Source organism: Marinobacter sp. tcs-11 (assembly GCF_002049515.1).
GTDB classification, from domain to species: Bacteria; Pseudomonadota; Gammaproteobacteria; order Pseudomonadales; family Oleiphilaceae; genus Marinobacter; species Marinobacter nauticus.
In genome coordinates this window covers 258,616-283,868 of the sequence record NZ_LLYU01000002.1, presented here as the reverse complement: position 1 = coordinate 283,868, position 25,253 = coordinate 258,616, and the positions used below count along the sequence as shown (strand labels likewise).

Annotated in this window: 27 protein-coding genes; 17 read left to right on the top strand and 10 right to left on the bottom strand. The window is 57.5% G+C overall.

The features are described from left to right. Positions 1-8: 8 nt before the first annotated feature. The 6 genes from ARC85_RS04010 to ARC85_RS03985 all read right to left on the bottom strand — a co-directional run bounded on the left by ARC85_RS04010 (position 9) and on the right by ARC85_RS03985 (position 6,567). Positions 9-197 (bottom strand): Trm112 family protein, encoded by a 189-nt coding sequence (locus tag ARC85_RS04010; RefSeq protein WP_011785222.1) that lies wholly within the window; start codon positions 195-197, stop codon positions 9-11. Beyond that, on the bottom strand, positions 190-1,251 hold the full coding sequence (gene lpxK / locus ARC85_RS04005) for a tetraacyldisaccharide 4'-kinase (RefSeq protein ID WP_286714326.1): 1,062 nt from the start codon (positions 1,249-1,251) through the stop codon (positions 190-192). Before lpxK ends, ARC85_RS04010 begins: the two co-directional genes overlap by 8 nt. Beyond that, positions 1,248-3,017 carry a lipid A export permease/ATP-binding protein MsbA gene (gene msbA, locus ARC85_RS04000; RefSeq protein WP_286714367.1) on the bottom strand — a complete coding sequence of 590 codons (1,770 nt, stop codon included), beginning with the start codon at positions 3,015-3,017 and terminating at the stop codon, positions 1,248-1,250. Before msbA ends, lpxK begins: the two co-directional genes overlap by 4 nt. Further along, a complete protein-coding gene (locus ARC85_RS03995) occupies positions 3,017-3,442 on the bottom strand; it encodes an ExbD/TolR family protein (protein WP_286714325.1) in 426 nt (141 codons plus the stop codon). Before ARC85_RS03995 ends, msbA begins: the two co-directional genes overlap by 1 nt. A gap of 5 nt (positions 3,443-3,447) precedes the next feature. Then, positions 3,448-4,074, bottom strand: coding sequence for a flagellar polar localization protein PocA (gene pocA, locus ARC85_RS03990; RefSeq protein WP_014421239.1), 627 nt, complete (start codon positions 4,072-4,074; stop codon positions 3,448-3,450). Positions 4,075-4,146: 72 nt separating this feature from the next. Next, on the bottom strand, positions 4,147-6,567 hold the full coding sequence (locus ARC85_RS03985; RefSeq protein WP_286714324.1) for a DNA internalization-related competence protein ComEC/Rec2: 2,421 nt from the start codon (positions 6,565-6,567) through the stop codon (positions 4,147-4,149). Between the two features lie 83 nt (positions 6,568-6,650). Between ARC85_RS03985 and ARC85_RS03980 the strand changes: the two genes are divergently transcribed. Then, positions 6,651-7,196: a DUF2062 domain-containing protein gene (locus tag ARC85_RS03980; RefSeq protein WP_022991069.1), complete on the top strand. Its 546-nt coding sequence runs from the start codon at positions 6,651-6,653 to the stop codon at positions 7,194-7,196. On the opposite strand, the gene ARC85_RS03975 is transcribed toward ARC85_RS03980, so the two are convergent. Further along, positions 7,184-7,882 carry an ABC transporter ATP-binding protein gene (locus ARC85_RS03975; protein ID WP_023010004.1) on the bottom strand — a complete coding sequence of 233 codons (699 nt, stop codon included), beginning with the start codon at positions 7,880-7,882 and terminating at the stop codon, positions 7,184-7,186. The two genes, ARC85_RS03980 and ARC85_RS03975, sit on opposite strands and share 13 nt — an antisense overlap. Further along, the gene (locus tag ARC85_RS03970) at positions 7,875-9,119 is read right to left on the bottom strand and encodes a lipoprotein-releasing ABC transporter permease subunit (protein WP_153740031.1); all 1,245 of its coding nucleotides are present in this window, start codon (positions 9,117-9,119) and stop codon (positions 7,875-7,877) included. Before ARC85_RS03970 ends, ARC85_RS03975 begins: the two co-directional genes overlap by 8 nt. A 154-nt stretch (positions 9,120-9,273) precedes the next feature. On the opposite strand from ARC85_RS03970, the gene ARC85_RS03965 reads away from it, so the two are divergent. From ARC85_RS03965 to infA, 9 genes are all read left to right on the top strand, one after another. Beyond that, positions 9,274-9,858, top strand: a complete 585-nt coding sequence (locus ARC85_RS03965; protein ID WP_286714323.1) for a PilZ domain-containing protein — start codon at positions 9,274-9,276, stop codon at positions 9,856-9,858. A gap of 104 nt (positions 9,859-9,962) precedes the next feature. Further along, positions 9,963-10,268: a hypothetical protein gene (locus tag ARC85_RS03960; RefSeq protein ID WP_114433967.1), complete on the top strand. Its 306-nt coding sequence runs from the start codon at positions 9,963-9,965 to the stop codon at positions 10,266-10,268. A gap of 110 nt (positions 10,269-10,378) precedes the next feature. Continuing rightward, positions 10,379-11,431, top strand: a complete 1,053-nt coding sequence (locus ARC85_RS03955; protein WP_286714322.1) for an agmatine deiminase family protein — start codon at positions 10,379-10,381, stop codon at positions 11,429-11,431. Further along, entirely contained in the window at positions 11,428-12,351 is a 924-nt protein-coding gene (locus tag ARC85_RS03950; protein ID WP_153740033.1) for a carbon-nitrogen hydrolase, read from the top strand. Before ARC85_RS03955 ends, ARC85_RS03950 begins: the two co-directional genes overlap by 4 nt. Before the next feature lie 7 nt (positions 12,352-12,358). Continuing rightward, positions 12,359-13,270, top strand: coding sequence for an AAA family ATPase (locus ARC85_RS03945; RefSeq protein WP_022991062.1), 912 nt, complete (start codon positions 12,359-12,361; stop codon positions 13,268-13,270). A 174-nt stretch (positions 13,271-13,444) separates the two neighbouring features. Then, complete coding sequence (gene trxB / locus ARC85_RS03940) at positions 13,445-14,398, top strand: thioredoxin-disulfide reductase (RefSeq protein ID WP_153740034.1); 954 nt, start codon at positions 13,445-13,447, stop codon at positions 14,396-14,398. A gap of 15 nt (positions 14,399-14,413) precedes the next feature. Beyond that, complete coding sequence (gene aat / locus ARC85_RS03935) at positions 14,414-15,130, top strand: leucyl/phenylalanyl-tRNA--protein transferase (RefSeq protein WP_153740035.1); 717 nt, start codon at positions 14,414-14,416, stop codon at positions 15,128-15,130. Next, positions 15,127-15,840 (top strand): arginyltransferase, encoded by a 714-nt coding sequence (locus tag ARC85_RS03930; protein ID WP_273030177.1) that lies wholly within the window; start codon positions 15,127-15,129, stop codon positions 15,838-15,840. The genes aat and ARC85_RS03930 overlap by 4 nt, the downstream gene beginning before the upstream one ends. 81 nt (positions 15,841-15,921) lie before the next feature. Continuing rightward, positions 15,922-16,140: a translation initiation factor IF-1 gene (infA, locus tag ARC85_RS03925; RefSeq protein ID WP_008938619.1), complete on the top strand. Its 219-nt coding sequence runs from the start codon at positions 15,922-15,924 to the stop codon at positions 16,138-16,140. A gap of 50 nt (positions 16,141-16,190) precedes the next feature. Here infA and clpA read toward each other — a convergent pair whose 3' ends face one another. Continuing rightward, the gene (clpA, locus tag ARC85_RS03920; protein ID WP_022991058.1) at positions 16,191-18,461 is read right to left on the bottom strand and encodes an ATP-dependent Clp protease ATP-binding subunit ClpA; all 2,271 of its coding nucleotides are present in this window, start codon (positions 18,459-18,461) and stop codon (positions 16,191-16,193) included. 18 nt (positions 18,462-18,479) lie between these two features. After that, positions 18,480-18,839 carry an ATP-dependent Clp protease adapter ClpS gene (gene clpS, locus ARC85_RS03915; protein ID WP_011785238.1) on the bottom strand — a complete coding sequence of 120 codons (360 nt, stop codon included), beginning with the start codon at positions 18,837-18,839 and terminating at the stop codon, positions 18,480-18,482. Positions 18,840-19,271: 432 nt separating this feature from the next. On the opposite strand from clpS, the gene ARC85_RS03910 reads away from it, so the two are divergent. From ARC85_RS03910 to ARC85_RS03880, 7 genes are all read left to right on the top strand, one after another. Beyond that, complete coding sequence (locus tag ARC85_RS03910; RefSeq protein WP_011785239.1) at positions 19,272-19,583, top strand: cold shock domain-containing protein; 312 nt, start codon at positions 19,272-19,274, stop codon at positions 19,581-19,583. 158 nt (positions 19,584-19,741) lie between these two features. Beyond that, positions 19,742-20,350 carry a pseudouridine synthase gene (locus ARC85_RS03905; protein WP_286714321.1) on the top strand — a complete coding sequence of 203 codons (609 nt, stop codon included), beginning with the start codon at positions 19,742-19,744 and terminating at the stop codon, positions 20,348-20,350. Next, positions 20,347-20,796 (top strand): NUDIX hydrolase, encoded by a 450-nt coding sequence (locus tag ARC85_RS03900; protein ID WP_286714320.1) that lies wholly within the window; start codon positions 20,347-20,349, stop codon positions 20,794-20,796. Before ARC85_RS03905 ends, ARC85_RS03900 begins: the two co-directional genes overlap by 4 nt. A gap of 48 nt (positions 20,797-20,844) precedes the next feature. Then, on the top strand, positions 20,845-22,023 hold the full coding sequence (gene mnmA / locus ARC85_RS03895; RefSeq protein ID WP_286714319.1) for a tRNA 2-thiouridine(34) synthase MnmA: 1,179 nt from the start codon (positions 20,845-20,847) through the stop codon (positions 22,021-22,023). Continuing rightward, positions 22,020-22,640, top strand: coding sequence for a high frequency lysogenization protein HflD (gene hflD / locus ARC85_RS03890; protein ID WP_023009997.1), 621 nt, complete (start codon positions 22,020-22,022; stop codon positions 22,638-22,640). The genes mnmA and hflD overlap by 4 nt, the downstream gene beginning before the upstream one ends. A gap of 79 nt (positions 22,641-22,719) precedes the next feature. Further along, a complete protein-coding gene (gene purB / locus ARC85_RS03885; RefSeq protein ID WP_153741393.1) occupies positions 22,720-24,087 on the top strand; it encodes an adenylosuccinate lyase in 1,368 nt (455 codons plus the stop codon). Between the two features lie 14 nt (positions 24,088-24,101). Beyond that, positions 24,102-25,253 carry a ribosomal protein uL16 3-hydroxylase gene (locus ARC85_RS03880; protein WP_153741394.1) on the top strand — a complete coding sequence of 384 codons (1,152 nt, stop codon included), beginning with the start codon at positions 24,102-24,104 and terminating at the stop codon, positions 25,251-25,253.

The window sequence follows — 25,253 nt, the reverse complement described above, 5'->3', positions numbered from 1 at the left end:
CGGGTGACTCAGTGTTTGTCGAGGCGCTCGTCCGTGCTGAGGGTGCGGGCTTCAACCGCCAGCATAACCGGAATCCCCTCACGAATGGGGAACGCCATGGCATCCTGGTAGCAAATCAACTCGGTGCGGGCGTCGTTGAGCTTGAGCTCGCCCTTGCACACCGGGCAGGCCAGCATGGCCAGCAGTTTCTTATCCATGGTTCGATTCCTCGCTGATATCAGTTTGCAACTGGCCAGAGCTGGCTCTGAGCCGTTCCAGAAAATGCTGTTCAAAAGGTTCCGACAACCGGGCCTGAACCGTCAAGACCCAGGCGTTGTCCGGCGCAAAGCCATGGCACTTCACCGCATCCTTGGCCGTCATCACCAACCATTCAAGAGCACCGGATGCCAGGTCTTCGGGGCGAAAATGATGATGGTCGGGAAAGGGAACTTCATTCACGTGGGCGCCAAGGTTCCGGAGGGTTTCGAAAAATCGACCGGGATTACCAATACCCGCTACTGCCCGTACCGGCTTGCCTTTGAGCTGCTCCGGAGACAGGGTCTCACCGGAATTCAGGTTCACCAGAGCCGAAGGCACCAGCGCCATGGCATGAATCTCCGGATGATCAACGCCGGCAAAACTCTCTATGGTCTCTCCGGCCTCCGGAAACTCAGCTCCGTTAAGAACGACAAAGTCGACACCGTTCAAGCGCTCAACCGGTTCCCTCAGCGGGCCTACCGGAATGATGGCACCATTTCCGGTACCGCGCCGGGCATCGAATACAGCCAGTTCGATATCCCGGGGCAGGCGGTAGTGTTGCAGGCCATCATCACAGATCAACACATCGCCCAGTCCATTCTCCAGCGCCCAACGGGCCCCTCGACAGCGATCCGGATCCACTACAACGGGGCATCCGGTGGCCCGGGCCAGCATCAGAGGTTCATCACCACAGACACCCGCCGGGGTCCCGTCAGCGACCAGCAAGGGATACTGAGAACTCTTACCACCGTAGCCACGGCTGAGAATCACCGGTTTCCAGCCGTGTTGATTCATGCACTGAACCAGACTGGCAGTAAGAGGCGACTTGCCGGTCCCGCCAGCGGTGATATTGCCCACCACCACAACCGGCACCGGCAGCGATTCATTGCGCGCATGCCAGGCCTTTCGGCGTCTGGACTCAGACACCGCCCGATACAGCCAGGCCAGTGGTGTGAGCAGGGCAAGAGGTCTGCCCTGCCCGTACCAAAGCCGGTCAACCAGGCTGGTGCTCATGCGTGCTCGCTGAACTGAATCTGATGCAGCTGGGCGTAGGCACCCCCCGCAGCCAGCAGCTCACCATGACTGCCGGATTCGACAATGCGGCCATTGTCCATGACCAGAATCCGGTCGGCCTTCTCGATGGTGGATAGCCTGTGTGCGATCACCAGCGTGGTACGGCCCTGCATAACCGTTTCCAGCGCTTCCTGAATATGGCGTTCGGATTCCGTATCCAGCGCCGATGTCGCCTCATCCAGAATGAGAATTGGGGCGTCCTTGAGGATGGCCCGCGCAATCGCAAGACGCTGGCGCTGGCCACCGGAAAGCATCACACCATTGTCGCCAATCATGGTGTCGAGCCCTTCCGGCATGCGGTTGATAAACTCGAGCGCGTGGGCCTTTTCAGCCGCTTCCATAATTTCTTCCCGGCTGCAGTCGCGCAGGGAACCGTAGGCAATGTTGGCGGCGATGGTGTCGTTGAACAGCACCACGTTCTGGTTCACCAGAGCAATCTGGGCACGCAGGGACTGAAGCGAAAACTCCTTCAGTTCATGGTCATCAATGCGGATAGCTCCCCCGGTGTACTCGTAGAAACGGGGTAACAGGCTGACCATGGTCGACTTACCACTGCCTGATCGACCAACAAGCGCAACACTCTGGCCTGCCGGAATATCGACGGTTATTCCCTCAAGCACATTGTCGAGCTGATCCCGGTAACGGAAAGACACCTGGTCAAAAGTGATGTCGCCTTTGACCCGCTGGGGCTTGTAGGAGCCCAAATCATCTTCCGGTTTTTCGTCCATGGTCTCGAACACGTCAAACGCAGCAGCAACACCCTTCTGTATCTTGGCGTGCACGGACGTAACCTGACGAATGGGCTTGGCCATGGTCGTCGCCGCGGTAATGAACGCAATCAGCTGACCAGTCGACATCTCACCCCGAATCTCCGGCGCAAGCATGGTCCACACCAGCGCGGCGATAGCAAAAGCCACCAGCACCTGAATGACCGGGACACTGATCGCCTGAGTAGAAGCCATTTTCAGGCTCTGTTTCAGGTTACGGGCACTGACCTCACGAAACCGCTCCCGTTCATAATCTTCGCCTCCGAAGGTGCGCACCACCCGGTATCCGGTGATCGACTCGGAGGCCACATGGGTGATATCGCCCATGGAACCCTGAATACGCTTGCTGATTCGACGAAACCGTTTGCTGGCATAATTCACGACCAGACCAATGACCGGACCGGCCGTAAGAAAAATCAGGGTCAACTTCCAGTTGGTGTAAAGCATGAAGCCGAGCAGACCCACTATGGTCAGCCCTTCGCGAAGGGTGATAGTCACCGCATTGGTCGCAGCATCCGCGACCTGCTCAACGTTAAAGGTGAGCTTCGAGACCAGACGCCCGGATGCGTTTTCATCGTAGTACCGGGACGGTAAAGACATCAGTCGATCAAACACATCGTTGCGTAAGGCGTTGATCACGTTACGCCCAACGTAGCTGATAAAATACTGGCTGAAAAACGTACCAACGCCTCTGAAGGCAAATACACCCACGATCAGCCCGGTCAGCAACATCCGGTTCTGGTCGGACGGATTCTCGATCGCCGTGATCACATATTCCATCGCCGCGGCCATCCCGGTGGATGCAGCGGCGTAAATGATGTTTCCGAACACGGCGAGGGAGAACGCAAACCAGAAGGGCTTGACGTACTTGAGCAGGCGTTTGTAGGTGGTCCAGCTACCGGCAGGTGGCGTCTTGAGCGGCTCCGGCCTTGTCTGCATCACTGGCTTTCAGCCTCCCGCTCTGTGGTTATGCTCAGCTTGGCAAACCCCAGGCGACCGGCAACATCCATGGCCCGCACCACAAATTCGTGGGGTGTTCGGGCATCTGCAGTGATAATGAACGGCAGGCTGTTGTCGCCTTCGGCCAACTCACTGACACCACGCTCCAGAGTTTCCCGGCGATTGTTGACCAGCGGTCGGTCATTCAGAAAGTACTGGCCTTCGGCATTGATCACCACATCAATCTGCCGTAACTCAGAAGGTGCTGCCGGCTCTGCACTGGCTTCCGGAAGCTCCACCTGCAGGTGACTCTCCCGGGTAAACGTGGTCGACACCATGAAGAAAATCAGCAGCAGGAACACCACATCAATCAGTGGTGTCAGATCGACCCCGACTTCCTGGCTTCGTTGGCGCTTGAACTTCACGGCGTTCAGGCTCCTTCAACGTCGATTTCGCGGTCTCCGTGGACCACTTCCACCAGTTTGATGGCTTCCTGTTCCATGTTGACGACCAACTCATCCACGCGACGGATGAAATAGCGGTGACAGATCAGAGCAGGAATGGCGACACTCAGGCCAGCCGCAGTAGTAATCAGCGCCTCGGAAATGCCTCCGGCCAGGTTACCGGCATTGCCGACGCCGGCCAGCTGGATCTCGGCAAACACTTTGATCATGCCGATAACGGTACCCAAAAGGCCCAACAGCGGCGTGATTGTGGCGATAGTACCCAGGGGGTTCAGAAAACGCTCCAGCTCATGGATAACCTGGCTGGCTTCGTGTTCGATGCTTTCTTTCATGATCTCGCGACCATGCTTGGCGTTGATCAGGCCACCAGCCAGTATCCGGCCAAGGGGCGACGATGCCTGCAGGGCTTTCAGCTTGCGACCGTTAAGCTCTTTTTTCTTGATCCAGCGCCAAAGTTCGTTAATAGACTGCGGGGGCGCGACCCGAGAGGCCCGCAAGGTCCAGATTCGTTCCAGAATGATGGCAAGTGCCAGGATGGAACAGGCAACAATGGGCACCATCAGGATGCCACCGGCTTTCAACAGCTCGAACACGCTTGATCTCCCTGATTAGTTACAAGCCGCGCTACTTTAGCATAGCTGTCGGTGCAGGCCACACCCGGATTGTCACGGTATTTTACATTCACTCCTGGCAAGCCCCGGAGACGCTATCCAGAAAGGCTGAGTCTCCCAGAGTTGCCTTGTAAGTAACCCTGAATCTGTAAACGTGAGCATGATCTGGCCAGAGCAGGCCGTATTCAATGCCATTGTGCCCGCCTCCCGGTATCGACCGGTTACCTCCGGATGCGGATGCCGAAAATGATGCCGGTAGCCCGCCGTATAGATCACCAGATCCGGCGCCACAGCCTGTATCCAGCGAATTGAAGATGAGGTTTTACTGCCGTGGTGTGGCGCCAGCACCACCCGGTGCACAACGCGATTCTCTATCCAGTCTGGTCCACCGGCACCCAGCATGAGCTCTTCAACCTTCCGGCTGATATCCCCGGTCAATACGAGATCACTGTTACCTGGCGGATGGTACAGGCGTATCACGCACGAAGCGTCATTCCCGTCCGCAGGCAACGGATTTTGCCACAGCGACATCACCAGACCCGGCCACCGGATATTCCCCTGGCGACAACCTTCCACCGTCACCGGCACCCGCCCGGTAATAAGAGCAGGCTCTCCGGAAACCACCCTTTTGATCGCGAAGTGCTCAGACAACGTCTCGAGACCGCCGGCGTGGTCATTATCCGCATGGCTCAAGACCAGCAGATCAATAACCTCGACGCCCATTGCCCGGAGATTCGGAACCAGCACCGAATCCACAGCAGAGTAGACGCCCGCAACTTCCGGCCCGGTGTCGTATACCATCACTTTGCCACCGGCGCGAACAACAACCGACAGCCCTTGCCCCACATCCAGCACACGCACTTCAGGCGACTGTACGACGGAATTGCCTCCTCCTGCACCTGGCCAGGGAACACTGAGCAGCAGAAAGGCACACCCCAGCAACGCCCGCCATCGCCAGTCGCTCCAGCGAATTGCCCAAAGCGCCAGCAACGCCAAAGCTACTGCCAATGGTGCGGGCAAGGGCTGCATCTGTCCTGCCGGGATCCGGGCCACCAATTCCAGCCACCACCAAAGCGTTCCCAGGACCAGGTCAAACCCGGCCGATACCCAGGGCAGGAGCCACCCTCCGGAAAGGAGCGCGATGATAGCCCCCAGGAACAGCACCGGCATGACGGCAAACGACACCCAGGGCACCGCCAACAGGTTGGCCGCGAAGCCTGCAAGGGGCTGGCCCTGATGCACCAGCATCAACATTGGCCACAACCCGACAAAGACCGCCAACTGGGCTATCAACAAAGCCGATAACCAACCCGACGAACCCAGACGCCCTGAAAATACCGCCAGCAGCACCCCGACAGCGCCAAAAGACAACCAGAAACCCTGGTCCAGAGGCGCAAACGGATCCATCAGAAGCACCACTGCCAGAGCCAGCACAAAGGGCCGCCAGCCGCTCTGTTGTCTTGCCTTCAGCAGATACCAGCCGCCGGCAACCACCATCACCAGGGCCCGCCGGGTTGGTACGGTAAAACCGGCCAACAGCGAATAGACAAGGCAGCTGAGCACAACCACCAGAAAAACCAGAGAACGCCGGCCCTGCTCACTCAGACAACCAACCGGCAGCAACAGCAAGCCCCAGCGCGCCAACAGACCAACTCCGACCGCCACCAGACCCAGATGCAAACCAGAAATAGCCACCAGATGAATGGTGCCGGTCGACTTGAGTACCTGCCAGTGATGATCTTCCAGAGAACCCCGGTTACCCATTAGCAGAGACGCAATCAGGGGGTAGTATTCCGCTTCACCAAACCAATGCTGCAACTTCTTTGATGCTCGCCAGTGCCAGGCGTGGTACTGACATTGCAGTGCGCATACCAGCTCCGGTGCAGCAGATACCCGTTTGACGGAACCGGTCGCCCGATAACCGTGGCGGAACAACCAGTCTTCGTAGCGAAACCCTACTGGATTGAGGTTACCGTGAGGTCGCTTGAGAGAGACCTCCAGTGTCAGGCGATGGTCGGGTAGCCTGCGCCCCTCCCTGCCGTACCAGGATAGTCGGAGGACGCGGGGCAAGTTGTCATCTACCGACACGCCAGGTGTCTGCCAGTTCAAGACACAGAATCCGAATCTCAGACTGTCAAAGCTTCCCGGCATCGGCAAATCACAGAGATAGCCGGAAACCACAATGCGCTTGGCTTCCCACTCCGAAGGCAGGCGTTCGGCCAGTCTCATATCGGCATTCCAGCCGGCCCAGACCAGCCCCAGCATCGCAGCAACCACCACGGGGCCGAGCCTCTGTATGCACTGGCATCGACAGGCCATAGCCAGCAACATTAACCCAACGAGCACAAACAGCCATGGATATGGTGGCAAGGTTGCGAGCCGATACAGTAAGATAACGCCGCAAGAGAAGGCGAGAATGCTGGCGAGTCCAACACCGAGCCTGCGGACCCGGTTGGAAACTGGGTTTTCGGACAATCCTTGTCCTCCGATTTTCGATAGCGCTGGCAGCCTCTGGGTGCCAGTGATTACTCAAAGCCAGGAAACAGGCCGAACTTCCTATGCCGAAGAAGTTCATGAAACGGTATTTGCCCACCCCTGAAAAGGTGCAGTCGATGCAATCGCTGCGTTTTCTGGGCGATATCCTCCATGAACCCAACCTGTGGCACATCAACCGGCACTGTGTTGCCAGGGCCTTCCTGGTGGGCGTCTGGTTCTGTTTTATTCCGATGCCTTTCCAGATGCTGGCAGCCGCATTCTGCGCCATCTGGTTTAACGCCAACCTGCCTTTATCCGTGGTTCTGGTCTGGATCAGCAATCCGCTGACCATGCCCCCGATGTTCTACTTCAATTACAAGGTGGGGGCCTGGATACTCAATCGGCCCGTTCTGGCGTTCGAATTCGAGCTTTCCTGGGACTGGATCAGCCACCGGTTGATCGATATCGGCGTGCCGTTGTACCTGGGTTCTCTGGTTCTGGCCACGGTGACCGCCTGCGTCGCTTACCTGATCATCCAGTATCTATGGCGCCGCAAGATCCGCACTGAATGGCAATTACGGCGTCGCCAGCGCAACAAGCGAACGCCCGCGAGCAATCAGGCCTCCTGAACCAATCGCCCCTGCTCCAGTCGCAGCACCCTTCCCAGGCTCCGGGCCATGGTCATGTCGTGGGTAACCATGATGAATGACGTCCCGGAATTATCACGCAGGTCGCCGATCAGGGCACGGATACCCTCCCCTGTGTGCTCATCCAGATTGCCGGTAGGCTCATCCATTAACACACACTCCGGGCTGTTAACCAGCGCTCTGGCTATCGCTACCCGCTGACGCTCACCACCGGACAACTCGCCGGGTTTGTGCCTGAGCCGCTCACCCAGCCCCACCCGTTGCAGCAGTTGCTCCGCCTTCGGGCGGGCCTGCCTGGGTGCCATGCCACCCAGCGCGCAGGGCAACATGACGTTCTCAAGTGCGGTAAATTCCGGCAGCAGATGATGGAACTGATACACAAACCCCAGGTGCTGATTCCGGAACCGCGCCCGGCCTGCTTCCGATAGCTGATGAATATCCTTGCCACAAATCCGGATATGCCCGGAGGAAGGGCGATCCAGGCCACCCAGCAGGTTCAGCAAGGTGGTTTTCCCTGCCCCGCTACTGCCCACAATGGCAACCGTCTCGCCGGCCTTAACCTGAAGTGAGATGTCCGAGAAAATCGTCAGTGTTTCCGGCCCTTCACTGTAGGTGCGGGTAACCTTCTGACAATCAATCACCAGAGATGTCGTCTGCCCGTCACTCATAACGCAATGCCTCCGCCGGTTCGACCCGCGACGCACGCCAGGCCGGATAAATAGTTGCCAGCAGGCTCATGGCAAGGCCCGCACCGCTGATAATCAGTACATCCTGCAACTGGAGCTGCGACGGCAGGTAGCTGATGAAATAAACATCAGCGCTGAGAAACTGATGTCCCAGTGCGGATTCGAGCCAGGAAATGAAGCCGCTGATGTTCAGGGCGCCAAAGATCCCCAATGCAGTACCTGTGAGCGTGCCAAACACACCAATCACGGCACCCTGGATAATAAAGATCCTCATAATGCGCCCGGGCGTGGCGCCCATGGTTCGCAGGATGGCGATATCCGCAGTCTTGTCGGTCACCACCATGACCAGCGTTGACACAATATTGAAGGCCGCCACAGCCACAATGAACATCAACAGCAACCCGATCATGGTTTTTTCCATGCGAATTGCCTGAAACAGGTTGCCGTGGGTGCGGGTCCAGTCCGATACGTAATAGCGGCCTCCCAGGGTCCGGGCAACCTCATTGACAACTTTGGGCGCCGCAAACAGGTCATCCATTAAAAGCCGGATACCCTCCGCGCGGCCACCGGTACGCATCAAACGCGCCGCATCATCCATATGAATCAGCGCGTAGTTCCCATCAAGCTCAGCACCAACGCTGAAAATACCCTTGACGGTAAAGCGCTTGAGCCTGGGTAACACGCCGGCCGGCGTTACCGAAGCTTCCGGCAATACCACCGTGAGTTTATCGCCTACCCCCAGTCGAAGGCTGTTAGCCATCAACCGGCCAATGATGATTCCGAATTCCCCGGACCGAAGTTCCTCAAGGCTGCCTTCGATGAAATGGTTCTCGATAATAGAAACGCTGGCCTCCTGCTCCGGCAGGACACCGTTGAGCATCACGCCCCGGACGTTACCACCACCGGTTACCATGCCCTGCCCCTGGATAAAGGGAGCGGCCGCCAGCACCCGCGGGTAGGCTTCGACCCTCTGGTCAATCTCCTGCCAGTTCTCCAAGGGACCGGAAGCCCCCTGAATCGTGGCATGAGGCACCATCCCAAGAATGCGCTGCTTGAGTTCGCGATCGAACCCGTTCATGACCGATAGCACGATGATCAGTACCGCAACGCCCAGCATCAGGCCAATCATTGAGGTCAGGGAGATAAAGGAGATGAAGTGATTGCGTCGTTTGGCGGCGGTATATCGCAGGCCAATATAAAACGATAAGGGTCTGAACATGTAGGGGTGCCTGTCGCTACCTTGCGGTCCGTCGATTATTGAATCCCCGCTGGCCTTTATCATTACCTGGCCCGGAGATTTGCCAGGCCTCTTACCAGCCGTCGGGAAACTGCTAAACTGTTCTATAATCAATAAAAACCCGTCCGGAGACAGGATGCCAAGCCAGAATAAAACGCCACCGAGCGGAGACTGCCAGCGGGAGCGCCGGGAGTTCTTCCGGATAGACGACCGTATCGGGCTTGAGGTACGCCGCCTGGACGACGCCCATCCCGGCGACGATCCGTTCAATAATTCTCCACTGGAAGCCCTGAAAGCCGAGTTCCGGAGGCTGGACCAGGACGTACGTGCACACCTGGCAAGCCTGGCTGAGCGCGACCGCCTGCTGGCCGGGCTGGTCAAATCCCTGAACAGCAAGGTCGATACGCTGGCGCGCATTATCGCCTTTGAGCAAAATCCGTTGCAACCGGAGGACTGGCAGGATGTAACCCTGAGTGAGGGCGGGCTCTCGTTCCGCTGGCCGACAGCAACCTTTGTCGCGGGTGACCGACTGGCCATTCGAATGACTCTACCACCAGAGCTATACCAGCCAAGAGCCATTGCTGAAGTACTGGATACCGAGCACGACAACCAAGGCGGCACACGGGTTCACACGCTGTTTGTTGAACTGGATGACAGCGACCGTCAGCAAATTGCCCGGCATGTGATGCGTTGGCAGATTCGGCAACGACAAAAAGAGTAAGATACTGAAAAAGTGCTGACTTTTGCTAAGCTTTTCGGGATATTACGTTTTATTCATCTGCCGCAGACAGTGCGCAGTAATCATGCATTATTGGAGACTCCTCTATGACAAACTACCGCAATGTGATGGCTGCCGCCGTTCTGGCTACGGCTGTATTCGCTGGTTCAGCGCCACTGGCCCTTGCCGAGGAACTGAGGGTGCCGGTCGGCAGCCAGGCAGATAGAAGCCAGATCAGCCTGCCCGCGAACGGCATGAGTGAAGACTCCGTCCGTAATCGCTGGGGCACCCCCCAGGACATCAAGGGCCCGGTCGGAGAACCCCCCATCAGTCAGTGGCATTATCAGGATTTTGTCGTCTATTTCGAAGGTAACCGCGTAATACATGCTGTGGTAAAGCAACACAAAGACTGATCGACACCCGCTTCATCAAACAGTAAGGGCATCCGGCCAGGGAATGACAATGCACGGGCTGCATTGCTCAGATAGAATGGCGGCTTTTGCAAATCAAGGTGACTTATACAGTGACTTCCAGACGCACGTTGCCTGCGGAGTGGGCTCCCCAAAGCGCAGTCATGTTGACCTGGCCTCATCCCGGAACCGACTGGGCAAAGCGCATGGCCGACGTAGAGCCCGTATTCGAGGCCATTGCCAAAGCGGTCCTCCGTTTTGAACACCTGGTGATCAGCTGCGAGTTCGTGGCACGTCTCCAGCAACTTGGCCAGCAGCTGAACGCTTATGCCGAAGGCAATGGGTTACCAGGCCGCGTGATCACTGTGCCAGCCCCGGCCAACGACACCTGGGCCAGGGACCACGGCCCCATCACCGTGGATACCACCGACGGCACGACACTGCTGGACTTCCGATTCAATGCCTGGGGAGACAAATTTCCCTGGGAAAAAGACGATGCCCTCAACCGGCACCTGGCGAACGCGGGCGTTTTCGGCAAACACCCACTGCAGCCAGTGGATTTTGTCCTGGAAGGTGGCTCGATAGAATCCGATGGCGCCGGCACCTTGCTCACTACCAGCGAGTGCCTTCTGACTCCGTCCAGAAACCCATCCATGGATCGGACCGCTATCGAGCAATTGCTGGAGGAGGTCCTTGGGGTCGATCGTATTCTCTGGCTCAACCACGGTTATCTGGCGGGCGACGATACCGACAGCCACATCGATACCCTGGCACGGTTCTGCGCGCCTGATCATATCTGCTATGTGACTTGCCCGGATGTTGCGGACGAGCACTACAGTGCACTGGCGGCCATGGAAGAAGAACTGCAGGAATTCCGTCAGGCGGACGGCAGCCCCTATCGCCTGACCACCCTGCCCTGGCCCGACCCGATTTACGATGAGGACGGCGAACGGTTGCCAGCGACCTACGCCAACTTCCTGATCATCAACGGCGCAGTTCTGCTGCCAGTCTACGATGTGCCGCAGGACGAAGAAGCAGTTCGCATCATGGCGGGCATCTTCCCAGACCGGGAGATTATTCCAATTGACTGCCGCCCGCTCATTTACCAGCACGGCAGTCTGCACTGCGTAACCATGCAAATTCCTGCGGGGGTGGTAACGGTATGACCAGCACGAACACCAGCTCCAACCTGAAGGTCGCCGCCATTCAGCAAACCTGCAGTCCCGACAAGAACCGGAGTCTCGCGACATCCGAACGCCTGATACGGCAGGCTGCGGTGGATGGCGCGCAGTTGATTGTCCTGCAGGAGCTGCACGCCACCCAGTATTTCTGCCAGACCGAAGACACCGCCATTTTTGAGCTTGCAGAGCCCATTCCCGGGCCCACCAGCAACTATCTGTCTGGTCTCGCAAAAGAATTAGGCGTTGTGCTTGTGGGTTCTATTTTTGAAAGGCGCATGAATGGCGTTTACCACAACACATCTGTGGTGTTCGACACCGATGGCAGCCTGGCCGGGCTGTACCGGAAAATGCACATCCCGGACGACCCGGGCTTTTATGAGAAATTCTACTTTACTCCCGGTGATGCCACCTTCAATGACGGCAGCAGCGGGTTTACCCCCATCCAGACTTCCGTTGGTAAGCTGGGGGTCCTTGTGTGCTGGGACCAGTGGTACCCGGAAGCGGCCCGACTGATGGCACTGGCCGGCGCGGAAATACTGATCTACCCGACCGCCATTGGCTGGGATGTGACCGACGATCCAGACGAACAGGCCCGGCAACTGGACGCCTGGGTGACCGTTCAGCGTGGCCATGCGGTAGCCAACAACCTTCCGGTTATCGCCCCGAATCGCGTTGGGACCGAGCCAGATCCTTCCGGCCAAAGCGATGGCATCCGGTTCTGGGGGAACAGTTTCATCTGTGGCCCTCAGGGCGAGTTTCTGGCCCGCGGCAACGAGACTGACGAGTGTATCCTGTCGGTAACCCTGAACCGCCAGCGCACCGAATCCATCCGGAGAATCTGGCCGTACCTCAGGGACAGGCGCATCGATGCCTACGGCGACATTCTGAAACGGGTGAGGGACTGAAACCGGCATGAAACAGAAAATGGACACTGTCGTCAGCGCCCTTAACAAGGTACTGCTGGGCAAGGAGAATCAGGTTCGTCTGGCGCTCTGCGGCCTGCTTGCCCGCGGCCACCTGTTGATTGAAGATATTCCGGGCATGGGCAAGACCACCCTCTCCCATGCGCTGGCAAAAATCATGGGGTTAAGCTATCAGCGAATCCAGTTCACCAATGACCTGCTGCCTGCAGACGTCCTCGGCTACTCCATGTATGACAAGCAGGCCGGCGGGCTCGTGTTTCACCCCGGCCCCATCTTCGCCCAGGTGGTTCTGGCAGACGAAATCAACCGCGCGTCACCGCGCACCCAAAGCGCCCTGCTGGAAGCCATGGAAGAAAGGCAGGTATCCATTGAGGGGGAAACCCGACCACTACCTACCCCGTTCTTTGTGATCGCAACCCAGAACCCCATAGAGCAAGGCGGCACCTTTCCCCTGCCTGAATCTCAGCTTGACCGGTTTCTGATGCGCCTTCGGTTGGGCTACCCCGACCCGAAAGCGGAACGGGAGCTGCTGGAGGGCGAAGACCGCAAACACCTTACCGATCGTTTGCAGGCCATACTCCCGCACGATGAGCTGGTGGCCTTGCAGCAGGCCGTGGAAAAGGTATCCGCCAGCCCGGCTTTGCTGGATTACCTGCAACGCCTTCTTGAGCAGAGCCGGCGCATGCCCGGATTGCTTTACGGCTTGTCCCCGAGGGCGGGCCTCGGCCTGCTGAGAGCCGCCAAAGCATGGGCACTGATGGAAGGTCGTAATCACGTACTGCCCGACGACGTGCAGGCCGTCTTCCCCGCCGTAGCCGAACATCGCCTGGAACAGGGAGAATCCGGTAAAGCCCGGGAGCGGGTGCGCCAGCTGTTAACGACCGTATCGGTGCTTGAATAATCCGGGTCTGACCACATAGCAACGTTTTATAAGCCGCATTGGCGTAAACGAATGGCAGCCCGGTCATTTCATGTTAGCCTTTTGCCAGATTTCAGATGAGCGGCTCCCGTTCTGCCCTCCGAAGGGACAGAGGAGAGCCGTCGAATACGCATACTTCATTTCAGTGAGACACAGATGAGCGAAACCCGACATTCCCGACTGATCATTCTTGGCTCCGGCCCGGCCGGCTACACCGCTGCAGTCTATGCCGCGCGCGCCAACCTGAACCCGACCCTGATCACCGGTATCGAAGTGGGCGGCCAGCTGACCACCACCACTGACGTAGACAACTGGCCGGGCGACAATGACGGCGTTCAGGGCCCCGAGCTAATGCAGCGCATGCAGAAGCACGCCGAGCGTTTTGAAACCAGCATCGTGTACGACACCATCAACGAAGCTGATCTGAACAACCGCCCGTTCCGGCTCAAAGGCGACAACGGCGAATACACCTGTGACGCTCTGATCATTGCCACTGGCGCTTCTGCCATGTATCTGGGGCTTGAATCCGAAGAGAAGTTCAAGGGTCAGGGCGTGTCGGCCTGCGCCACCTGTGACGGCTTCTTCTACCGCAAGCAGAAAGTCGCGGTTATCGGCGGCGGCAATACTGCTGTGGAAGAGGCTCTGTATCTCTCGAACATCGCTGATGAAGTGACCCTGGTTCATCGCCGTGACAAGCTTCGGGCCGAGAAGATCCTTCAGGACAAACTCTTCGAGAAAGCAGAAAACGGCAACGTCAACATCATCTGGGACCACACCCTGGACGAAGTGCTCGGCGATGGCACCGGCGTTACCGGCATGCGCATCAAGAGCACCAAAGATGGCAGCACTCAGGATCTCGAGCTGGCCGGCGTATTTATCGCGATTGGCCACAAGCCGAATACCAGCCTGTTTGAAGGCCAGCTGGATATGACCAACGGTTACATCCGGATTCGCTCTGGCCTGGAGGGCATGGCCACCCAAACCAGCATTCCGGGCGTGTTCGCCGCGGGCGACGTAGCTGACCACGTCTATCGGCAGGCTGTGACGTCCGCCGGTTTCGGGTGCATGGCTGCGCTGGACGCCGAGAAGTTTCTTGACCAACAGGGCTGACAGCTCAGAAGCAGAATGACGTCGCTACCCTGGCTGGATCCTGATCAACTCTGGTTTCCTCCCGCAGAAGAAGCGCTGGAGGATCCCGATGGACTGCTTGCCCTGGGTGGCGACCTGTCTCCGGAACGCCTGATTCTGGCCTATCGGAATGGCATTTTCCCCTGGTTCAGTGACGACCAGCCCATTCTCTGGTGGTCACCCAACCCTCGTTGCGTGCTGTTTCCCTCTGACATCCACATCTCCCGGAGCCTGCGCCGGACACTGAACCAGCGCCGATTTCGTATCACCACCGATCACTGTTTCGGCCGCATCATCCGACTCTGCGCAAACACCCGCGCTGAGGGCACCTGGATAACCGACGAAATGATGGCAGCGTATACAGAACTTCATAGACGTGGCATCGCCCACTCCATTGAAGTCTGGAATCGCAACAATGAGCTCGCAGGCGGCATGTACGGACTGGCTATCGGCCGCTGCTTCTTCGGCGAATCCATGTTTTCACTGGAAACCAACGCCTCCAAGGTTCTGATGGTGCACCTGGCACATCAGTTGGGTGAATGGGGCTATCAGTTCATGGATTGTCAGGTGGAGAGCGACCATCTGCTGACGATGGGTGCGAGCAGTATTCCTAGGGCCGAGTTTTTATCTATACTCAGGGCATGTGTCGATCGGAAACCGGACCAGCCAGACTGGAACTTCAGCTGGCAATGGCCCTGCCCGGAGGTGAAATGAGTAATCTCAGAACGCTCGTTTTCTTTGCCACCCCTCCTCACGATTGCAGTTACCTGCCAGACCGTGAAGCGACCACCATGTTTGTGGACCCTCGCGCCCACATCGACAAAAAGCTATACAGCCAGTTAACCGCACTGGGCTTCCGTCGCAGCGGCTCACATTACTACCGTCCGCACTGCGAAAGCTGCAACGCCTGTGTTCCGGTGCGCCTGCAGGTTGGCCAATTCGAGCCAGACCGGAATCAACGCCGGGTGCTTCGCAAAAATGCCGACCTCGACTGCAAGCTGGTGCCAGCAGCATTCAGTGAACGCTATTACCGGCTGTATGCCCACTATATAGAGGAGCGTCATCGCGACGGTGACATGTATCCACCTTCAAGAGAACAATTTACCTCGTTCCTCGTGGAGGGGGCTACCGACTCCTGGTTCCTCGAAATGTCTCTTGATGGTGACCTGGTGGGACTGGCAGCCGTCGACCTGCTGGATGATGGCCTCTCGGCCATCTACACCGTCTTCGCGCCGGAACTGGAGCACCGGAGCCTGGGCACTTTCGCAGTGCTCTGGCAGATTGAGGAAGCCAAACGGCGGGAACTGCCACATCTGTATCTGGGCTACTGGATCAAAGAATGCCGGAAAATGAACTATAAAACCCGCTTTCAGCCTATCGAGGCCTTGCGGGATGGCCACTGGCGCAAGATGTCGCCCGACTGAATTTTGCCAAACGTGGAGAATTCAGGCAGAATTGCGCAATTTAAAATCACCGAAAAGTATTCCGAACGAGGTTTCTACTGAATGGCGAAATCAGATGTCATTGAAATGGAAGGCGTTATTGTCGATACCCTTCCCAACACCATGTTCCGCGTTGAGCTGTCCAACGGCCACGTTGTGACCGCACACATCTCCGGAAAAATGCGCAAGAACTATATCCGCATTCTGACTGGTGACAAGGTCAAGGTTGAGCTGACTCCCTACGACCTCAGCAAGGGCCGCATCGTTTACCGTGCCCGTTAATGGTCCGAGCTGACATCTGAAAAGCCCCGCAAGTGCGGGGCTTTTTTGTATCACACGGCTTCAGCCGGTTCGTCCTCATAATCAAAGGTCAGCTCGTCGTCCTTGAGCTGAATGAACACATCACCACCGTGCTCCGATAGCCGGCCGAACAGGATCTGCTCCGCCAGCGGACGCTTGATCTTGTCCTGAATCAGGCGCGCCATCGGCCGGGCCCCCATGGTCACGTCATAGCCTTTTTCCGCCAGCCAGAGCTTGGCCGCATCGTCAACGTGAAGCACCACATGCTTCTCATCCAGCTGGGCCTGAAGCTCGGTGAGGAACTTGTCTACCACGTGCGTGATGGTGTCCTTCTGCAGATCGGCAAACTGGATAATGCCATCCAGCCGGTTCCGGAACTCCGGCGTGAAGGTTTTGCTGATCACCTCCATACCGTCGGTACTGTGATCCTGCTCATTGAAGCCAATGGAGCGGCGGGCCATGCTTTCAGCGCCCGCATTGGTGGTCATCACCAGAATCACGTGACGGAAATCTGCCTTACGGCCATTGTTATCCGTCAGGGTACCGTGGTCCATCACCTGCAGCAGCAGGTTGAAGACTTCAGGGTGCGCCTTCTCGATCTCATCCAGCAGCAACACGCAGTGCGGGTGCTTGTTGACCGCTTCGGTCAGCAGGCCGCCCTGGTCATAACCGACATAGCCGGGAGGTGCACCAATCAACCGCGACACGGTATGGCGCTCCATGTACTCTGACATATCGAAGCGAACAAGCTCGATGCCCAGCACCTTCGCCAGTTGCTTGGTGACTTCCGTTTTACCGACACCGGTCGGCCCAGCAAACAGGAAGGCACCTTCCGGCTTCTCAGGCGCTTTCAGGCCTGCCCGCGCCAGCTTGATGGCGGTTGACAGGGATTCGATCGCCGGATCCTGACCGAACACCACCATTTTCAGATCGCGTTCAAGATTGCGCAGCAGATCCTTGTCGCTGGTGGAAACATTCTTCGGCGGAATTCGCGCAATATTGGCGACCACGTCTTCGATGTCGGTCACGTCAATGGTCTTCTTGCGCTTGTCTTCCGGCTGCAGCCGCTGCCGTGCACCGGCTTCGTCGATCACGTCGATGGCCTTGTCCGGCAGGTGCCGGTCGGTGATGTACCGGTCTGCCAGCTCTGCGGCTACCCGCAACGCCTTGTCGGTGTACTTGAGATCGTGATGTTTCTCGAAGTTTGGCTTGAGACCCTTGAGGATCTGGTAGGTGTCCTCAACGCTCGGCTCGTTGACATCAATTTTCTGGAAGCGACGCGCCAGGGCGCTGTCTTTCTCGAAAATACCGCGGAACTCCTGAAACGTGGTCGAACCAATGCAACGGAGTTCGCCTGAACTGAGCATAGGCTTAAGCAGGTTGGAGGCATCCATCACGCCGCCCGACGCAGATCCGGCACCGATGATGGTGTGGATCTCATCGATGAACAGAATGGCATGATTCTGCTTCTTCAGGTCACTCAAAAGGCCCTTGAGGCGTTTTTCAAAATCGCCACGATACTTGGTACCGGCCAGTAACGCTCCCATATCCAGTGAGTAGACGACGGCATCCGAGATAATCTCCGGCACCTGCCCGTCCACAATCCTCTTGGCCAGACCCTCGGCAATGGCTGTCTTGCCAACGCCGGCCTCGCCCACCAGCAAGGGGTTGTTCTTGCGGCGGCGAACCAGAATCTGTACCACCCGCTCAACCTCATGCTCACGGCCAATCAGCGGATCAATACGACCCTGCCGTGCCTGTTCGTTGAGGTTAGTGGCGTAGCTCTCCAGCGGACGGGAATGACCGCCCTCTTCCGCTGCTTCGTCCTGGGCAGCGTGATCCGCGCCTTCCTGGTCCTCTGCTCCCTGAACCCGGGAGATACCATGGGAGACGAAATTAACCACGTCAATCCGGGCGATATTCTGCTTTTTCAGCACATAAACCGCCTGACTTTCCTGCTCACTGAAGATGGCTACCAGTACGTTTGCTCCGGTTACCTCCTTCTTGCCAGACGACTGCACATGGAATACCGCTCTCTGCAGTACCCGCTGGAACCCCAATGTGGGTTGGGTTTCGCGCTCACTGTCGGAGCTAGGGATCAGGGGGGTGGTGGAGTCCACAAACTCTACCAACTCTTCCTCAAGGCGCTTCAGGTCTGCACCACAGGCTTTCAGGACACCCACTGCCGATTCATTGTCGAGAAGGGCCAGCAACAAATGCTCGACGGTCATGAATTCATGACGCTTGTCCCTCGCATTTTTGAAGGCCGTATTCAGCGTAATTTCCAGATCTTTACTCAGCATGGGCCACCCCAACGTCTGTCAGTCCGCACGTTCAATCTCACAAAGGAGCGGATGTTCGCATTCCGAGGAATACTGGTTCACCTGTGCTGCCTTTGTTTCCGCGATGTCTCGGGTATATACCCCACATACGGCTTTTCCCTGCGTATGGACGAGCAGCATCACCTGCGTCGCCTTTTCTTCGTTCATGGCGAAGAACTTCATCAGTACGTCCACCACAAAATCCATGGGTGTGTAATCATCATTCAGGAGCACAACCCGGTAACGCGCCGGGCGCTTCAGGGCAGGCTTCTCCGGCGCAACACTGACCCCCTCATGGCGACCGGGTTGTTCATCCTCCCCCTGATTGAATACTAGTAGAGAATTCTCAATTGTCCGCATGGTTCCATATACCGGTTATTCGGTTCCTGACTTAAATGTGGATGCGTGGCAGCGTGTTTTCAAGCCAACACTGCCCACAAGCGTGCGTTGTTTATCAATACGAACATGATACCGCTTCCAGACCTGCCAGAACCACCTGTTCCGCAGTATCCGGCACTTGACTCAGGCGCCGGTTTGGCCGACAGTTAATGTGCATTGTTAAAGAATGTAAACTCATGCTTCATCGTGTAACCGGAAACCACAGCCAATACCGGTTTCACGTTGTTGGCAACAGTTCAGGCGCCACCAGGGCGCTGTGAATTCAACACACAAGACCAATAATAAGGGAGCACCTGCCGAGCCTCTGGAACTTGCCCGCCATACACGGGCACCAAGTACAGAGGAACAGTCAGCGCCTCCCAAAGTGACAGCAAAGGAACAGGGGAGTTCATCATGCCAAGAGGCAAAGTCAAATGGTTCAATAATGCCAAGGGATACGGCTTCATCATTGAAGATGGCTGCAGCGATGACCTGTTTGCCCATTTCTCCTCAGTCCAGATGGATGGCTACAAAACCCTCAAGGCCGGTCAGACGGTAACGTTCGACAAGAAGCCCAGTGACAAGGGCGTCCACGCCATTAACATTGTTCCGGACGAGGTTCCGGCCAGAGAGTCCGGGGCGAAAACGGCATCGGATTCGTCGGATCAGGCGGCTCAATCCAGCAACAGCAACGAGAGCTACACGCCCCGTGCTGTAAACGGCTGATGCCAGGCGTTGCCTGAAGCCCTCAGCCAACGCCGGCAGCCTGCCATTTCTTTCCTTTTCCCACCGGTTCTGCCGGTGGGCTGGCTTCGTGCTTTTTAATCAACGGTGATTGCAGTAGTCTTGGCGCTTTCGCGCATTTCCGGCACAGGACTTCACCCATGGCGAAGCTGATTCTCTTCAACAAACCGTTTCACGTATTGAGTCAGTTTACCGACGAGCGCGCCAGCCATCCCAGAGCTACCCTAGCCGACTGGATTGATCAACCCGGCGTTTATCCGGCCGGTCGACTCGATTACGATTCCGAAGGGCTTATACTGCTCACCGACGAGGGCGCAGTACAGCATCGTATCGCATCGCCCACCAACAAAATGCCCAAGACTTATTGGGTTCAGGTCGAAGGTGAGCTCACAGACGAGGCCCTGCAAAAACTTCGCAAAGGCGTAGTGTTGAAAGACGGGATCACGCGGCCGGCCAGAGCGGATCGACTTGAAACACCCGAACTGTGGCCCCGCAACCCGCCGGTGAGATTTCGACAGAATGTGCCTACCACTTGGCTGGCGCTGACGATTACCGAAGGCAAAAACCGGCAGGTACGCAGAATGACGGCGGCGGTAGGCTACCCTACCCTGAGACTGATCCGGGTCCGCATCGGGGACTGGACCCTGGATAACCTGAAGCCCGGCGAATACCGAACTGTTACGGTCAATCTGCCCGATACACCCCCGAACACATCCGCCAGGCCTAAAAGGAGGCGCCGCCGATCATGACCTGGAAACCCCATGCCACCGTGGCGGTGGTTGTTGAAGACGATCAGGGCCGGTTTCTTCTGGTCGAGGAAGTCAGTAGCGGAAAGGTGGTTTTTAACCAGCCCGCCGGCCATATCGAGGAAAACGAGGCCATCCTGGATGCCGTACGCCGGGAAACCCTGGAAGAGACCGGGTGGGAGATAGAGCCGGTTTATTTCCTGGGCGTCTACACCTACAAGGCTCCAGCCAATGGTGTCACCTATTACCGCTTCTGTTATGCCGCCAAAGCCATCCGGCATGCCACCGACGAGCTGGATACCGGCATCATCGGCCCACACTGGCTGACACCGGAGGAAATCCGGGAACTCGGTGACCAGCTTCGAAGCCCGCTGGTCCTCCAGTGCATCGAGGATTACCGAAACGGACGCAAATTCCCCCTTGATGTGGTTGTTGATGGACAGACGTAGTCGCCGGATGATGTTAAAATTCGCGCTTTTGACCGGTTCCCAGATGAAATGACCCAGAATTCCGAACCCAAATCCCCCCAGCACACCCGCGTGATCGTCGGCATGTCCGGCGGCGTGGATTCCTCCGTTGCGGCCTGGCTCCTGAAAGATCAGGGGTACCAGGTGGAAGGCCTGTTTATGAAAAACTGGGACGAGGACGACGGGACCGAATACTGTACTGCAATGACCGATCTGGCAGATGCCCAGGCAGTTGCCGACGCCATCGGCATCAAACTGCACACCGCCAGCTTCGCTGCGGAGTACTGGGACCGGGTATTCGAGCATTTTCTGTCGGAATACAGTGCCGGCCGAACCCCCAACCCGGACATCCTCTGCAACAAGGAAGTAAAATTCCGGGCGTTTCTGGATTACGCCGTTACTCTGGGCGCCGACTATATCGCGACCGGCCATTACACACGCCAGCGCCCGCTCAACGATGGTAGCGGCAAGGCCCAGTTGCTCAAGGGACTGGACCCCAACAAAGACCAGAGCTACTTTCTCCATGCCGTCTCCGGCGAGCGCATCGCCCGCACCCTGTTTCCGGTGGGCGAACTGGAAAAGCCGGAGGTTCGCCGGATTGCTGAAGAGCAGGGGTTCGTTACTCACGATAAAAAAGATTCGACAGGAATCTGTTTTATCGGGGAACGGAAGTTTACCGATTTTCTGAAACAGTACCTGCCGGCCCAACCCGGCAGCATTGAAACGCCCGACGGCAAGGTGATTGGCAAACATCAAGGCCTGATGTATCACACCATCGGGCAACGCCAGGGCCTGGGCATTGGCGGTCTTGCGGAGTTTGGCGACGAGCCCTGGTATGTGGCAGAAAAAGACCTCAAGCGGAATGTATTGATTGCCGTCCAGGGCAAGCATCACCCGCTGTTATTTTCGCGGGGACTGGTCTCGGGCCCTGTTGACTGGGTGGCCGGCGAACCTCCGGCACAGAAGTTCCGCTGCAAGGCGAAAACCCGATATCGCCAACCGGATCAGGATTGCGAGGTTACCGTCATAGATGGTGGCGTGAAGGTCGTCTTCGACGACGCCCAGCGTGCCGTAACTCCCGGCCAGTCCGTGGTTTTCTATCAGGGTGAGGTGTGCCTGGGCGGCGGCGTTATTGAACAGACCTGGCGCGATAACGAAGCCTTACCGGCAAGACTTGAGCACCAGGCAAGTGAAGGATCTGACACATGAGCCGCTCCCTGCATGACCAGACCCTGGCGCTGGCCGGCCTGTGTCAGGCTGCGACCCTGGTGCAGCAGATTGCCCATAACGGCAACTGCAATGAAGACAGCCTGGAAACCTGTATTCGCTCATTGTTTGCCACCAACCCGGCCTCAACGCTGGATGTCTACGGCGGCGAATTGTCTGACATACGGGAAGGATTGACGGTACTTTCAACGGTACTGGCCCAGCACGGCCAACCTCAGGACGTAGAAATCCTGCGGTACGTGTTCAACCTGATCCAGCTTGAAGCCAAACTCAAACGCTCCCCAGACATGCTGGACGTTATCGGCAACAGGATCGAGCAGGCCCGGCATACCGCCAGCCATTTCGGTTACAGTCACAGCAACCTTCTGGGCAATCTGGCCTCAATCTATGCCGACACCATCAGCACCTTCCGTTTGCGCATTCAGGTAACCGGCAACCCGCAGATACTCCAGCGTAATGAAAATGCAGACAAGGTACGGGCCCTGTTGCTGGCCGGCATCCGATCTGCCGTGCTGTGGAGGCAAAGTGGCGGCCACCGCTGGCAACTCATTTTCACCCGCAAGAAGGTCATCAGCCATGCCCGGGAGTTGCTGCGCTGATTCAGCGAGCCGGCTGGTGTATCATTAGCGTCTTCATTTTCCTGTCCCGCTTTTTCTTTGATGAACTGAGAGGTTTTCGATGGAACTCACCGCCCTGACCGCTATTTCTCCGGTCGATGGCCGCTACGGCAGCAAAGTCAGTGTATTTCGCAGCATCTTCAGTGAATACGGCCTGATCCGGAACCGGGTAACCGTCGAAATCCGCTGGTTGCAGAAACTGGCTGCCCACCCCGCGATTACCGAAGTGCCCGCGTTCTCCGCCGAAGCCAATGCCTTCCTGGACAAGCTGGTCAGCGAGTTCAGCCTGGCCGATGCTGAGCGCATCAAGGAAATCGAGCGGACCACCAACCACGACGTCAAAGCGGTTGAGTACCTGATCAAAGAAAAAATTGCCGACGTGCCTGAGCTGCACGCCGTAACCGAGTTTGTTCACTTTGCCTGCACCTCCGAGGACATCAACAACCTGTCCCACGGCTTGATGCTGCGCGAAGGCCTGGATCACGGCCTGCTGCCGGCCATGGACAACCTGGTCGAAAAGCTGGCCGAGCTGGCCCGGGAGCACGCTGAACAGCCCATGCTATCCCGCACCCACGGTCAGACCGCCTCCCCGACCACGGTCGGCAAGGAACTGGCCAACGTGGTCTATCGCCTGCGCCGCCAGCTGATGCAGATCCGTGAAGTGGAAATCATGGGCAAGATCAACGGTGCGGTGGGTAACTACAACGCCCACCTGTCTGCCTACCCGGACGTGGACTGGGCTGCCAACGCCGAAGAATTCATCGAGAGCCTGGGCCTCGACTGGAACCCGTACACGACCCAGATCGAACCCCACGACTACATCGCCGAGCTTTACGATGCCATTGCCCGCTTCAACACCATTCTGATCGATCTGGACAGGGATATCTGGGGCTATATCTCGCTGGGCTACTTCAAGCAGAAGACCGTGGCCGGTGAAATCGGATCCTCCACCATGCCCCACAAGGTGAACCCGATCGACTTCGAGAATTCCGAAGGCAATCTCGGCATCGCCAATGCCCTCTTCGGCCACTTGTCAGCCAAGCTACCGATTTCGCGCTGGCAACGTGACCTGACCGACTCCACCGTATTGCGAAACCTGGGCGTTGGCTTTGCTCACAGCCTGATTGCCTACGAAGCGACCCTCAAAGGTCTGGGCAAGCTGGAAATCAACCCGGCCCGTCTGAACGAAGACCTGAACAACGCCTGGGAAGTACTGGCGGAGCCGATCCAGACTGTGATGCGCCGTTACAACATCGAGAAACCCTACGAAAAGCTCAAGGACTTGACCCGCGGCAAGGCTATGACACCCGAAGTCATCAAGAATTTCGTGGAAACCCTGGAGATCCCGGAACAGGCGAAGGCCGAACTGCGCGCCCTGACCCCGGACAACTACATCGGTAACGCGATCGACCAGGCCAAAGACATCTAGGCAGGAGCAACACCATGGATATGCTTGGCGGGCTGACAGCCACTGAATTTCTGCGCGACTACTGGCAGAAAAAGCCACTGGTTATCCGCCAGGCGTTTCCCGGTTTTCAGTGCCCGGTCAGCCAGGATGAGCTGGCCGGACTGGCCTGCGAGGAAGCCGTTGAATCCCGCATCGTCATCGAGAACGATGCCGGAAAACCCTGGCAGCTTCACAATGGCCCGTTCACTCCCGATCGTTTCAGCGAGCTGCCGGAGCAGGACTGGACCCTGCTGGTCCAGGGCCTGGACCACTGGGTACCGGAAATCGCTGATCTGCTCGACAACTTCCGGTTCATCCCCAACTGGCGGCTGGACGACATCATGGCCAGCTACGCACCGACAGGCGGTAGCGTTGGGCCCCACTACGATATGTATGACGTGTTTCTGCTGCAGGCCCAGGGCCACCGACGCTGGACCTTCGGCGGACACTGTGACCACAGATCGCCCCGGGTAGAGGGTACACCCTTACGGATTCTGAGCAGTTGGGACGGTGAAGAAACCGTGACCCTGGCGCCGGGTGACATGCTCTACCTGCCACCGGGCGTTGGCCATCATGGGGTGGCGGAAGACGACTGCATTACCCTGTCTGTGGGTTTTCGGGCACCTACCGTCGACGACGTACTGACCAGCTTTACCGACTACCTGAGCCAGAAGGAAAAAGCGGCTGAACATCTGGATGACCCGGATCTTCAGGTTCAGGAGAACCCCGGAACCATCGGCGCCGATGTAGTCGACCGTCTCGACGCTGTGATTCGGGAGCAACTCGGTGATCGCCGCAATCTGGCCCTTTGGTTCGGGCAGTTCGCCACCGCCCCCAAAAGCATGGACATAGTCGTTCCTGCCGACGAGCCGGCTGAGCCTGATGATCTGGCCGAAGCCATCCGGGCCGGCGAACAGCTGCGGTGGAACGAAGGCTCCCGCTTCGCTTACCATGAGCTGAATGATGAGACCGCCCTGTTTGTTGATGGCGAACAGTTTCTGCTCAAGGGCGATGCCCGTCCGCTGGCCCCCCTGCTCTGTGCCCGCTCCCGCATTGATATGGCGACACTGGCGGAATTTGCCGGCGACGAAGCCTTGCTGGGGCTGTTAACTAACCTCTACAACCAGGGCTCGATCTATTTCGAGTAA

Excerpts from the sequence above, each read along its gene's own strand:
- lpxK (WP_286714326.1), bottom strand. The coding sequence starts at position 1,251 with ATGAGCACCAGCCTGGTTGACCGGCTTTGGTACGGGCAGGGCAGACCT.
- aat (WP_153740035.1), top strand. The coding sequence starts at position 14,414 with ATGACGTCGCTACCCTGGCTGGATCCTGATCAACTCTGGTTTCCTCCC.
- ARC85_RS03970 (WP_153740031.1), bottom strand. The coding sequence starts at position 9,119 with ATGTTCAGACCCTTATCGTTTTATATTGGCCTGCGATATACCGCCGCC.
- ARC85_RS03880 (WP_153741394.1), top strand. The coding sequence starts at position 24,102 with ATGGATATGCTTGGCGGGCTGACAGCCACTGAATTTCTGCGCGACTAC.
- mnmA (WP_286714319.1), top strand. The coding sequence starts at position 20,845 with ATGACCCAGAATTCCGAACCCAAATCCCCCCAGCACACCCGCGTGATC.
- infA (WP_008938619.1), top strand. The coding sequence starts at position 15,922 with ATGGCGAAATCAGATGTCATTGAAATGGAAGGCGTTATTGTCGATACC.
- clpA (WP_022991058.1), bottom strand. The coding sequence starts at position 18,461 with ATGCTGAGTAAAGATCTGGAAATTACGCTGAATACGGCCTTCAAAAAT.
- ARC85_RS03945 (WP_022991062.1), top strand. The coding sequence starts at position 12,359 with ATGAAACAGAAAATGGACACTGTCGTCAGCGCCCTTAACAAGGTACTG.
- trxB (WP_153740034.1), top strand. The coding sequence starts at position 13,445 with ATGAGCGAAACCCGACATTCCCGACTGATCATTCTTGGCTCCGGCCCG.
- ARC85_RS03975 (WP_023010004.1), bottom strand. The coding sequence starts at position 7,882 with ATGAGTGACGGGCAGACGACATCTCTGGTGATTGATTGTCAGAAGGTT.
- clpS (WP_011785238.1), bottom strand. The coding sequence starts at position 18,839 with ATGCGGACAATTGAGAATTCTCTACTAGTATTCAATCAGGGGGAGGAT.
- ARC85_RS03900 (WP_286714320.1), top strand. The coding sequence starts at position 20,347 with ATGACCTGGAAACCCCATGCCACCGTGGCGGTGGTTGTTGAAGACGAT.
- ARC85_RS03950 (WP_153740033.1), top strand. The coding sequence starts at position 11,428 with ATGACCAGCACGAACACCAGCTCCAACCTGAAGGTCGCCGCCATTCAG.
- hflD (WP_023009997.1), top strand. The coding sequence starts at position 22,020 with ATGAGCCGCTCCCTGCATGACCAGACCCTGGCGCTGGCCGGCCTGTGT.
- ARC85_RS03905 (WP_286714321.1), top strand. The coding sequence starts at position 19,742 with ATGGCGAAGCTGATTCTCTTCAACAAACCGTTTCACGTATTGAGTCAG.
- ARC85_RS03910 (WP_011785239.1), top strand. The coding sequence starts at position 19,272 with ATGCCAAGAGGCAAAGTCAAATGGTTCAATAATGCCAAGGGATACGGC.
- purB (WP_153741393.1), top strand. The coding sequence starts at position 22,720 with ATGGAACTCACCGCCCTGACCGCTATTTCTCCGGTCGATGGCCGCTAC.
- ARC85_RS03930 (WP_273030177.1), top strand. The coding sequence starts at position 15,127 with ATGAGTAATCTCAGAACGCTCGTTTTCTTTGCCACCCCTCCTCACGAT.
- ARC85_RS03965 (WP_286714323.1), top strand. The coding sequence starts at position 9,274 with ATGCCAAGCCAGAATAAAACGCCACCGAGCGGAGACTGCCAGCGGGAG.
- ARC85_RS03980 (WP_022991069.1), top strand. The coding sequence starts at position 6,651 with ATGCCGAAGAAGTTCATGAAACGGTATTTGCCCACCCCTGAAAAGGTG.
- msbA (WP_286714367.1), bottom strand. The coding sequence starts at position 3,017 with ATGCAGACAAGGCCGGAGCCGCTCAAGACGCCACCTGCCGGTAGCTGG.
- ARC85_RS03960 (WP_114433967.1), top strand. The coding sequence starts at position 9,963 with ATGACAAACTACCGCAATGTGATGGCTGCCGCCGTTCTGGCTACGGCT.
- ARC85_RS04010 (WP_011785222.1), bottom strand. The coding sequence starts at position 197 with ATGGATAAGAAACTGCTGGCCATGCTGGCCTGCCCGGTGTGCAAGGGC.